Origin of the sequence: Microbacterium sp. B19 (genome assembly GCF_000333395.1) — a bacterium.
Classification (GTDB): Bacteria; Actinomycetota; Actinomycetes; order Actinomycetales; family Microbacteriaceae; genus Microbacterium.
Genome location: NZ_BADA01000024.1, coordinates 1 through 9,324, shown reverse-complemented (window position 1 = coordinate 9,324; position 9,324 = coordinate 1). Strand labels below are relative to the sequence as shown.

Genomic DNA, 9,324 nt, shown 5'->3' with positions numbered 1-9,324 from the left:
CGTGCGAGTAGAACGGCGCCCGCTCCTCTTCCGCGCCCGACTTCACTTCGCTGAGGAACTCCACCAGAGCGCGACGGTCGTACGACTCGGGGAAGCCCTTGCGGTCCATGAGGCCGCGACGCTCGAGCTCGGCGTTGGGATAGAGGAAGCCGTCCGTGGTCACGAGCTCGACGCGCGGGGTGTCGGGCCAGCGGCTCATCAGCTCGCGCAGCAGACGCGCGATCGTGGACTTCCCCACCGCGACGGAACCGGCGACTCCGATGACGAAGGGGGTCGTGGCATCCGGTTCGCCCAGGAACGCGCTCGTGTCGGCGCCGAGCCGACGCGTGGCGCGGGCGTAGAGGCTCAGCAGGCGGCTGAGCGGCAGGTACACCTCCGCGACCTCCCGCAGGTCGAGCCGGTCGCCGATGCCGCGCAGCTGCACGACCTCGGTCTCGGTGAGCGGCTGCTCGATGCCGCCGGCCATGCGGGCCCAGTCGGCGCGATCGATCTGGCGGTAGGGGCTCAGCGACGGCGCGGGAGCAGCGGTCTCGGCAGCGGACACCCGCCCATGCTACCCGCGGCCTCCCGATACGCTCGGAGCGTGCGACTCGGGGTACTCGACATCGGTTCCAACACCGTCCATCTGCTGGTCGCGAACGCGCGCGCGGGTGGCCGGCCCACCGCGACGACGTCGCACCGCTCGGTCTTGCGCCTCATGCGGTACCTGGAGCCGGACGGCTCGATCTCCGCCGAGGGCGTCGCCGGCCTCGTGGATGCCGTGACCCAGGCGTGCGAGCGGGCGAAGGCGGAGGGCGTCGACGAGCTGCTCGCCACGGCGACATCCGCGGTCCGCGAGGCGACCAACGGCGAAGAGGTCATCGCCCGCATCGAGGAGGTGCTGGGGCAGCCCCTGCAGGTGCTCGGCGGCGAGACCGAGGCGCGCTTCACCTTCCTCGCCGTGCGGCGCTGGTTCGGCTGGTCGGCCGGCCAGATCCTGCTGTTCGACATCGGCGGCGGGTCGCTCGAGATCGCGGGCGGCGCCGACGACCTGCCCGAGCTCGCCGAGTCGGTGCCGCTGGGCGCGGGCCGCTCGACGGTGCAGTTCCTCCCCCACGATCCGCCCAGCGAGGATGAGATCGACGCGCTGCGTCAGCACGCGGCATCCGTCCTCGCCCCCGTCGCCGAGCGCTTCGCCGCCCTCCCCCGCCCGGATCACGTGATCGGCTCGTCGAAGGCGATCCGCTCGCTCGCGAAGCTGGCCGGGTATCCCGTGCCCGGATGGTCGGGCATCGACCGGATGGTGCTGCCGCGCCGGGAACTCAAGGACTGGATCCCGCGGCTGGCCCGGATCCCCGCGGACGCCCGCGAGGCGCTCCCCGGCATCACCGCGGACCGTACGTTCCAGATCGTCGCGGCCGCGATCGTGGTCGAGCGCGCGATGAAGGCGATGGACGTCGACGAGCTCGAGGTCTCGCCCTGGGCGCTCCGCGAGGGCGTGCTCCTCCGCTACATCGAGTCGCTGGAGTACTGACTCTCCTCCGTGCCGCGGCGTCCTCTGGTTTGGGGCGCATCCCCGCGTTCGGGGCGTGAAATCCACGCCCCGAACGCAGAATCGCGCCCCAAACCCGGCTCGGGGCCGCGGGTCAGGCCGCGGGTCAGAGGGACAGGCGCTCGCGAACGACCTCGGCCAGGCGATCGGCGTGGGCGCGGGCGACATCCTCGGAGGCGGCCTCCACCATCACGCGCACCAGCGGCTCGGTGCCGGACGCGCGCAGCAGCACACGGCCGGAGTCGCCCAGCTCGGCCTCCGCGGCGCGCACGGCCTCCTGCACGACGTCGTCGGACACGCCGTCGCGATCCACGCCGCGGACGTTGACGAGCACCTGCGGGTACACCGTCATGATCGCGGCGAGCTCGGCCATCGTCTTCTTCTGCCGCGCCATCTCGGCGACGATGTGCAGCCCCGTGAGGAGCCCGTCGCCGGTCGTCGCGAACTCGCTCATGATGACGTGGCCCGACTGCTCACCGCCGAGCGAGTACCCGCCCTCGTTCATCGCCTCGAGGACGTAGCGGTCGCCGACGGCCGTCTGCTTCACCTGGATGCCGTGCGCCGCCATCGCGCGGTGCAAGCCGAGGTTGCTCATGACCGTCGCGACGAGGGTGTCGTGCGCGAGAGCGCCGCGTTCCTTCATGGCCACGGCGAGGATCGCCATGATCTGGTCGCCGTCGACGACGTTCCCCTGGGCGTCCACGGCGAGGCAGCGGTCGGCGTCGCCGTCGTGCGCGATGCCCACGTCGGCGCCGAGGCGGACGACGGCCTCGGACAGGACGTCGAGGTGGGTCGAGCCGACGCCGTCGTTGATGTTCAGACCGTCGGGATCGGCACCGATCACGGTCACCTGCGCGCCCGCATCGCGGAACGTCTCGGGCGAGACACCGGCGGCCGCGCCGTTCGCGCAGTCGAGAACGACGTGGATGCCGTCGAGCCGGTGCGGCAGCGAACCGAGAAGGTGCACGACGTAACGGTCCTCGGCGTCCGCGAAGCGGCGGATGCGACCCACGCCGGCGCCCGTTGGCTGCAGCCGATCCCACTCGAGGGCGCGCTCGATGCGCTCCTCGACGATGTCGGGCAGCTTCGTGCCGCCGCGGGCGAAGATCTTGATCCCGTTGTCGGGAGCAGGGTTGTGCGACGCCGAGACCATCACGCCGAAATCGGCGTCACGGTCGGCGATCAGGAACGCCGTGGCGGGAGTCGGGATGACACCCGCGTCGAGCACGTCGACGCCCGAGGAGGCGAGGCCCGCGGCGACCGCGGCCGCGAGGAACTCCCCCGAGACCCGCGGATCGCGCGCGATGACGGCGGTGAGACGGCGGCCTTCGGCCTTGCGCGCCTCCGCCGAACGGCCCTGGCCCAGGACGACCGCGGTCGCCTGGGCCAGGTGCAGCGCGAGTTCGGCGGTGAGGAGGCCGTTGGCCAGCCCCCGCACCCCGTCCGTGCCAAACAGAGGCATCCGGAGCGTCGAACTCAGCGCTTGGAGTACTGAGGCGCCTTGCGGGCCTTCTTGAGACCGGCCTTCTTGCGCTCCTTCACGCGAGCGTCGCGCGAGAGGAAGCCGGCCTTCTTCAGACCCGGGCGGTTGTTCTCGACGTCGATCTCGTTGAGCGCGCGAGCGATGCCGAGACGCAGGGCACCGGCCTGACCCGAGGGGCCACCGCCGGAGATGCGGGCGATCACGTCGTAGGCGCCGGCGAGCTCGAGGACCGTGAACGGGTCGTTGATGAGCTGCTGGTGGAGCTTGTTCGGGAAGTAGTCCTCGATCGTGCGGCCGTTGACCGTGATCGTGCCGGAGCCGGGGACCAGGCGCACGCGGGCGATGGCCTGCTTGCGACGGCCGACGGCTGCGCCGGGGACCGAGAGAACGGGGCGCTCGGCCGCGACGACGGACTGCTCGGCCGGCGTCTCGGTGCTGTAGTTGGTGGGGTCGATGTTCGACACTGTTTCGTCCTTATCCGGCGGCGCTTACTGGGCGACCTGGTCGAAGGTGTACGCGGTGGGCTGCTGGGCACCGTGGGGGTGCTCGGCGCCGCGGTAGACCTTGAGCTTCTTGAGCTGCGCCGCACCGAGGCTGTTCTTGGGCAGCATGCCGCGGACAGCCTTCTCGACCGCGCGGACGGGGTTCTTCTCGAGGAGTTCCTCGTAGCTGACGGCCTTGAGGCCGCCCGGGTAACCCGAGTGGCGGTAGGCCATCTTCTTCTGGAGCTTCTGACCCGTGAGCGCGACCTTGTCGGCGTTGATCACGATGACGAAGTCGCCCGAGTCGATGTGGTTGGCGAAGGTCGCCTTGTGCTTGCCGCGGAGGAGGGCCGCCGCGTGCGATGCCAGACGGCCGAGGACGACGTCGGTGGCGTCGATAACGACCCACTCGCGCGTGACCTCAGCGGCCTTGGGGGTGAAAGTGCGCGTCACAGTAGTGCTGCTTTCTTGATCGAACGGAGGAGTTCGTGAATCCCGCTCCGGTGGTCGGTTCTCCGGTCGATGACCGGGTAACCGAGCCGGTGGAGGGCTCACGTTCGGGCAACCCGCTCGCAGTGAGGCGGGCACCAAAGAGTTAGCTTACGGCATCCGGATGCCATGGCCAAACGGCGACGATCTCGTCACGCCGCGACGGAGGCGACGACGACCACGGCGATGCCGGTCAGGTTGTAGACCGCGTGCACGAGGACCGCGGGCCACAACCGCCCCGTCGCCAACACGCAGGCCCCCGCGGCCGCGCCCACCAGCGCGAGCGACGCGGTGTCGGCGGGACCCATCGGCGCGACCAGTCCGTGGGCGGCGACGAAGAGCACGGTCGTGACCGCGAGTGCGGCGATGACCGCTGCCACGCGACCGCTGAGACGTCGCACCACGGTGTAGAGGCACACCAGCAGCACGCCGTGGAAGAACGTCTCTTCCAGGACGGGGGCGACGGTCGTCGCGAGGATCGCCTCCGTGACGAAGGGCGCGGAGGTGAGATCGACGGGCGCGGGCCAGGCCGATCCGCCCGCCGCGCTCGCGAGCGCCCCTTGCGCGAGGCGGAGCACGACCCCCCACACCGCACCGATCAGGAGATCCGTCCCGCGGAAGCGCAGGAGCCCGCGCGGACGCGAGCGGCGAAAGGCCCACGCGCTCGGCACCACGAACGCGGCCCACAACACCCCCTGGCACACGAACGGCGCCACGGCCGCCGGCAGCAGAACGGCACCGGCTCGAGCCCCGAGCACCCCCACGCCGAGCGAGACGACGGACCAGCCGAGGAGGTCGGTACCCCACCGCACGACACTCGATCCGCCGTCGCGCCACGCTCGAGGGCGCCGACGCGAGCGCGCGGGGGCTGAACGGACGGGCGCGGACATGGCAGGTACCGTACGGGTCGACCCGCGACCCGCAAGACGCCCTGTTCGCGAGCGAGCGGTGGAATTCCGCAGTTCCCACCCGCACGACACCGATTCCTCACCCGCGGCGCGGCCGATCCCCTGACACATCGCGAACGCCGACGCAACGAGTCGGATGCGACGCCCCCTCGTCGCTAGCCTCGCGCCATGGCATCCCTCCGCTCTCTCGCCGCCGGCCTGTCGACCCTCGGCCTCTCGCTCGCCCTCGCGGGCTGCGGCTCCGCCCCCGGCGCCGCCTCCTCCGCGGGCGTCGGCTACGAGACCGTGATCTCCGCGGTGGTCCTCGCGGAATCGGAGGCGGGCGGCCGGGCGTTCGAGCTCGAGATCGAGGACGGCACGGCGCAGGTGCACGTCGCCGCCGCGGGCCGCGACGTGGAGGTCGACGTCGACCTGGCCGGCCCCACCGCCACCGGCCGCCGGGACGACGGCGATCTCGACGCGGACGACCGGGCGACGATGGATGCCGCACCCACCACACTCGCGGACGCCGTTCGGGTGGCCGCCGCCGCGCACGACGGCGACGGCAGCATCGACGAGGTCTCGCTCGAGAACGGCGACGACGCGGCGTGGAAGGTCGCCTTCACGGACGCCGGCGCCGTCGCGGTGTCGGTCGCGGACGGCACGATCGTGCGCGCCGAGGGCTGACGCGACCCGCTCAGGCGAGGTCGGCGAGCCCCGGCGCGCTGCCGATGCCGAGGTCGAATTGGTGCCCGTTGATGGCGAGGACGTCGCGATCCCCGTCGGGCAGGAAGCCCGACGGGGAGACGGCGCTCGCGTCGCTGCGGGGGGTCATGGGTCCCATGGTGGGTGTGTGGGGTCGAAGACATCAGGGGTTGACTTCGTCGACGGCATCCGATTTGAGTTGTGCCCAATTGAATTGTGTGCAATTGTTTTCCCATGCCCGCCGTCGACTCCCTCGTGTGCTTCGCCCTGTATGCGGCCAGCCGCACCACCACGCAGGCGTACCGCGTCCTCCTCGACCCCTGGGACCTCACCTACCCCCAGTACCTCGCCCTCGTGACGCTGTGGAACGACGGCGATCAGACGGTGAGCGGCCTCGGTGACGCACTGCAGCTCGATTCGGGCACGCTTTCGCCGATGCTCGCGCGCATGGAGGCTGCGGGTTATGTCACCCGCGAGCGTCGTGCCGACGACGAGCGCGTCGTGACGGTCTCGCTCACCCCGCGGGGGCGGGCGATGCGCGAGGAACTCGCCCACGTCCCGCGCTGCATCGCGGTCGGCTCGGGCATCACCGACGCCGAGAGCGCCCACGAAATGATCCGCGCACTCCAGCAGCTGACCGTCGCGATGCGCGATCTCCGCGATCACCCGCAGACCGTGATCGACGCGGTCGGCGGCGGCCGCGCCTCCTGACCGACGGGCGCACCGCGCCCGCTCCTGCCCACGCATGCCGCATGGCATCCGTTCGTCCCCGAGAAAGGAACCCACCCATGGACGTCCTCTACACCGCCGAAGCCCTGTCGACCGGAGAAGGGCGCAACGGCCATGTCGTCGCCGGCGCGCTCGACCTCGACGTCGCCGTCCCCAAGGAGATGGGCGGCTCGGGCGCGGGCACCAACCCCGAGCAGCTGTTCGCCGCCGGCTACGCCGCCTGCTTCCACAGCGCCCTGCACGCCGTCGCGCGCGGCCACAAGGTGAAGCTGCAGGACTCGTCGGTCGGTGGACGCGTCCAGATCGGCCCGAACGGCCAGGGCGGCTACCAGCTCGCCGTGCTGCTCGAGGTCGTCCTGCCGGGCATCGAGCACGACCAGGCCCAGCAGCTCGCGGACGAGGCGCACCAGGTCTGCCCGTACTCCAACGCCACGCGCGGCAACATCGAGGTCACCGTCACGGTCTCCGACGACTGAGCCGCGATCGCGGAAAGGGGCGCTCCGGGAACGGGGCGCCCCTTTCCGTATCTCCGCACGAAGACCCGGACGTAGGGTGACTGACGTGATCCGCGTCCTGATCGTCGACGACGAAGCCCTCGTCCGCTCGGGCTTCGAGCTCATCCTCGGCGCGGCCGATGACATCGAGGTGGTCGCCGCCGTCGACGGCGAAGAGGCCGTCGACGTCATCCGACACGAACGACCGGACGTCGTCCTCCTCGACATCCGGATGCCGGGACGCAGCGGTCTGGACGTGCTGGCCGACCTCCGCGACGATCCGGACCGCCCGGTCATCGGCATCCTGACGACCTTCGACACCGACGAGCACATCGCTCGCGCGCTGCAGGGCGGCGCGTCCGGCTTCCTGGTCAAGGACACTCCCCCCGAACACCTGGCGGCGATGGTGCGCTCGCTCGCCGCCGGCGGGGTCGTGCTCTCCCCGCAGGTCTCGCGCACGCTCGTCGACGGTTACGTCGGCGCACCCGACCTGGATGCCGCCGAGCGCGTGGCCCTCCTCACCGAACGCGAGCGCGACGTGCTGGAGCACCTGCCGACGGGCGAGTCGAACGCCGAGATCGGCAAGCGCCTGCACCTCAGCGGTGCGACGGTGAAGGACCACGTCAGCGCGATCCTCGCGAAGCTGTCGGTCTCCTCGCGTCTGGAGGCGGCGCTCATCGCGGAGCGCGCCCGCCGGGGCGGCGACCGACGATGAGCCCCGATTCCCGCGGACGCCTGGCGGCGCTCACCCGCCGTCGGTGGTTCGCGGTGGTCACCGACCTCGCGCTGGCGGCCGCCGCCGTCGTCGACGTCATCGTGCTGGTGCCGGAGTGGACGCCGTTCGAGATCGCTCTGGCCGCGGTCGCGGTCGCGGGGCTGCTCCTCCGCCGGCGCTTCCCCTGGGTCGCCTTCGCGCTCGTCCTCCCCGGACTGGTGGTGGATGCCATGACCGTCGCCGCCCCGATCGCCCTCTATTCCGTGGCGGTGCGCGAACGACGTCTTCCGCCGCTCATCGCGGCGGGTGTCGTCACGTTCGTCTGCTTCCTCCTGCCGGACTGGCAGCTGCCCGAGCTCGACTACCTCGCGCCGTCGCTCCTCTACGCCCTGCTGTACGCCGCGACCCCGATCGCGCTCGGCGCGCTCGTCCGGACGCGCAGCGAACTGAGCGACCGGATCGCCGACCTCTCCGCGGCGCGGGAGTCAGAGAGACGCCGCGACGAGCAGGACGTCCTTCGGCAGGAGCGCGCGAGGCTCTCGCGCGAGATGCACGACGTGGTGTCCCACCAGGTGAGTCTGATCGCCGTGCAGGCCGGCGCCCTCCAGGTCTCGTCGACCGACCCGGACGCCCGCCGCACCGCCGGCGTGATCCGCTCGCTGGCCGTCCGGACGTTGGACGAGCTGCGACAGATGGTGAGCGTGCTCCGCGCCGACGGCGCACCCACGTTGGGTGACAAGCCGCAACCGACTCTCCAGGATCTCCCCCGCCTGGTGGCGGACAGCGGCCTGCCCGCCGCTCTGATCACCGACCTCGGGACGGACGTCGCACCTCCGCTGCAGCGCGCCGTGTACCGGACCGTGCAGGAGGGACTGACGAACGCACGGAAGCATGCGCCGGGTGCTCCGGTGCGGGTGAGCGTGCGCACGTCGACCACGACGATCGAGGTCCTCGTCGAGAACGGACCGCCCACGGCCCCCGCCCTTCCGCTGCCCTCGGGCGCGGCAGGCCTGCGCGGACTGCGGGAGAGGGCCGAGCTCCTGGGCGGCCGTCTCGACGCCACGGCACGGCCCGACGGCGGCTTCCGCCTCGCGGTGCAGCTCCCCGCCCGCGAACCCGAGCGCTGAGGGCCGTCGTCAGGACAGGCGCAGCTCGGGCTCGGTCTTCGGGTACGTCCGGCGCAGCCATTCACCGAATCCGGGCTGCGCGAGGCACGTCGCCGAATCGGCGCAGCGCACCACCGGGTCGTCGGCCGCGTACGTGCGGTATACGTCGACCTTGGCATCCAGAGCCGGACCGGTGACGTTGACGGGCTGGTCCTGGGACGGGTAGCCGAGGTAGTACGAGACCGCCTGCGGGGGGATGCCGACGACGGGTGCGGTCGCGCGCACCAGCGAGCCGACGCACGAATGGTCCGGGTGATCGCCGCGCGCGTAGGCGCTCTCGTGCGGGACGTTCGTGCTCACGCGGTCGGGTTGTGCGGCGCCCAGCAGTTCGGCCAGCGTCGCCGTCAGACGCGGAAGGTCGTACGACGGCGCGCCGTCGACCGGCGAGAGTTCGGACACCTCGCCGTTGATGAGCTGCGTCAGCCCGGCATTGCCGGTGGCGGCGAAACCCTTCGCGTTCAGGCCGCCGTCGGGGAGACGCAGCACCGTGATCGAGAGCCGGGGCTCATCGGTCGGCACGAATCGCGTGACACGCGCGCCGCTGAGAGCGTGAGCGTGCGCTCATCCCACGGTGCCGACGAGCCGCGCATGAGGTCGTACGCGGCACGGATGCGGGTTTCCGCTCCTTCGCGTACTCGAGCCC

The 9,324-nt window shown here is 71.6% G+C and carries 13 protein-coding genes; 6 read left to right on the top strand and 7 right to left on the bottom strand.

The genetic code is table 11. The annotated features are described in order from the left end of the window. The coding region (coaA, locus tag I5G_RS00595) for a type I pantothenate kinase (RefSeq protein ID WP_022877312.1) at positions 1 to 544 on the bottom strand (544 nt) is incomplete at its 3' end. A 39-nt stretch (positions 545 to 583) separates the two neighbouring features. Here coaA and I5G_RS00590 point away from each other — a divergent pair. Continuing rightward, complete coding sequence (locus I5G_RS00590) at positions 584 to 1,513, top strand: Ppx/GppA phosphatase family protein (RefSeq protein WP_022877311.1); 930 nt, start codon at positions 584 to 586, stop codon at positions 1,511 to 1,513. A 124-nt stretch (positions 1,514 to 1,637) separates the two neighbouring features. Here the strand turns inward: I5G_RS00590 and glmM are convergent, their stop codons facing one another. From glmM to I5G_RS19740, 4 genes are all read right to left on the bottom strand, one after another. Next, positions 1,638 to 2,993 carry a phosphoglucosamine mutase gene (gene glmM / locus I5G_RS00585; protein ID WP_022877310.1) on the bottom strand — a complete coding sequence of 452 codons (1,356 nt, stop codon included), beginning with the start codon at positions 2,991 to 2,993 and terminating at the stop codon, positions 1,638 to 1,640. A gap of 14 nt (positions 2,994 to 3,007) precedes the next feature. Next, positions 3,008 to 3,478, bottom strand: a complete 471-nt coding sequence (gene rpsI, locus I5G_RS00580) for a 30S ribosomal protein S9 (protein ID WP_022877309.1) — start codon at positions 3,476 to 3,478, stop codon at positions 3,008 to 3,010. A gap of 24 nt (positions 3,479 to 3,502) precedes the next feature. Then, positions 3,503 to 3,949 (bottom strand): 50S ribosomal protein L13, encoded by a 447-nt coding sequence (rplM, locus tag I5G_RS00575; protein WP_022877308.1) that lies wholly within the window; start codon positions 3,947 to 3,949, stop codon positions 3,503 to 3,505. Positions 3,950 to 4,137: 188 nt separating this feature from the next. Continuing rightward, positions 4,138 to 4,875, bottom strand: a complete 738-nt coding sequence (locus tag I5G_RS19740) for a CPBP family intramembrane glutamic endopeptidase (RefSeq protein WP_187288780.1) — start codon at positions 4,873 to 4,875, stop codon at positions 4,138 to 4,140. A 186-nt stretch (positions 4,876 to 5,061) separates the two neighbouring features. Between I5G_RS19740 and I5G_RS00565 the strand changes: the two genes are divergently transcribed. Beyond that, the gene (locus tag I5G_RS00565) at positions 5,062 to 5,559 is read left to right on the top strand and encodes a hypothetical protein (RefSeq protein ID WP_022877306.1); all 498 of its coding nucleotides are present in this window, start codon (positions 5,062 to 5,064) and stop codon (positions 5,557 to 5,559) included. A 10-nt stretch (positions 5,560 to 5,569) separates the two neighbouring features. Here the strand turns inward: I5G_RS00565 and I5G_RS25620 are convergent, their stop codons facing one another. Then, a complete protein-coding gene (locus I5G_RS25620) occupies positions 5,570 to 5,707 on the bottom strand; it encodes a hypothetical protein (RefSeq protein WP_187288779.1) in 138 nt (45 codons plus the stop codon). Positions 5,708 to 5,811: 104 nt separating this feature from the next. Between I5G_RS25620 and I5G_RS00555 the strand changes: the two genes are divergently transcribed. The 4 genes from I5G_RS00555 to I5G_RS00540 all read left to right on the top strand — a co-directional run bounded on the left by I5G_RS00555 (position 5,812) and on the right by I5G_RS00540 (position 8,642). Then, complete coding sequence (locus tag I5G_RS00555; protein ID WP_026095537.1) at positions 5,812 to 6,288, top strand: MarR family winged helix-turn-helix transcriptional regulator; 477 nt, start codon at positions 5,812 to 5,814, stop codon at positions 6,286 to 6,288. Positions 6,289 to 6,365: 77 nt separating this feature from the next. Beyond that, positions 6,366 to 6,782 carry an organic hydroperoxide resistance protein gene (locus tag I5G_RS00550; RefSeq protein WP_022877313.1) on the top strand — a complete coding sequence of 139 codons (417 nt, stop codon included), beginning with the start codon at positions 6,366 to 6,368 and terminating at the stop codon, positions 6,780 to 6,782. Positions 6,783 to 6,867: 85 nt separating this feature from the next. Then, positions 6,868 to 7,515, top strand: coding sequence for a response regulator transcription factor (locus tag I5G_RS00545; protein ID WP_022877305.1), 648 nt, complete (start codon positions 6,868 to 6,870; stop codon positions 7,513 to 7,515). Continuing rightward, a complete protein-coding gene (locus tag I5G_RS00540) occupies positions 7,512 to 8,642 on the top strand; it encodes a sensor histidine kinase (protein WP_051038550.1) in 1,131 nt (376 codons plus the stop codon). The genes I5G_RS00545 and I5G_RS00540 overlap by 4 nt, the downstream gene beginning before the upstream one ends. 9 nt (positions 8,643 to 8,651) lie before the next feature. Here the strand turns inward: I5G_RS00540 and I5G_RS00535 are convergent, their stop codons facing one another. Continuing rightward, the gene (locus tag I5G_RS00535) at positions 8,652 to 9,200 is read right to left on the bottom strand and encodes a PIG-L family deacetylase (RefSeq protein ID WP_026095535.1); all 549 of its coding nucleotides are present in this window, start codon (positions 9,198 to 9,200) and stop codon (positions 8,652 to 8,654) included. Between the last annotated feature and the right edge of the window lie 124 nt (positions 9,201 to 9,324).

Bases quoted from the DNA above. Each gene is read 5' to 3' on its own strand.
- I5G_RS00555 (WP_026095537.1), top strand. From the start codon at position 5,812: ATGCCCGCCGTCGACTCCCTCGTGTGCTTCGCCCTGTATGCGGCCAGC.
- I5G_RS25620 (WP_187288779.1), bottom strand. From the start codon at position 5,707: ATGACCCCCCGCAGCGACGCGAGCGCCGTCTCCCCGTCGGGCTTCCTG.
- I5G_RS19740 (WP_187288780.1), bottom strand. From the start codon at position 4,875: ATGTCCGCGCCCGTCCGTTCAGCCCCCGCGCGCTCGCGTCGGCGCCCT.
- I5G_RS00565 (WP_022877306.1), top strand. From the start codon at position 5,062: ATGGCATCCCTCCGCTCTCTCGCCGCCGGCCTGTCGACCCTCGGCCTC.
- glmM (WP_022877310.1), bottom strand. From the start codon at position 2,993: ATGCCTCTGTTTGGCACGGACGGGGTGCGGGGGCTGGCCAACGGCCTC.
- I5G_RS00550 (WP_022877313.1), top strand. From the start codon at position 6,366: ATGGACGTCCTCTACACCGCCGAAGCCCTGTCGACCGGAGAAGGGCGC.
- I5G_RS00540 (WP_051038550.1), top strand. From the start codon at position 7,512: ATGAGCCCCGATTCCCGCGGACGCCTGGCGGCGCTCACCCGCCGTCGG.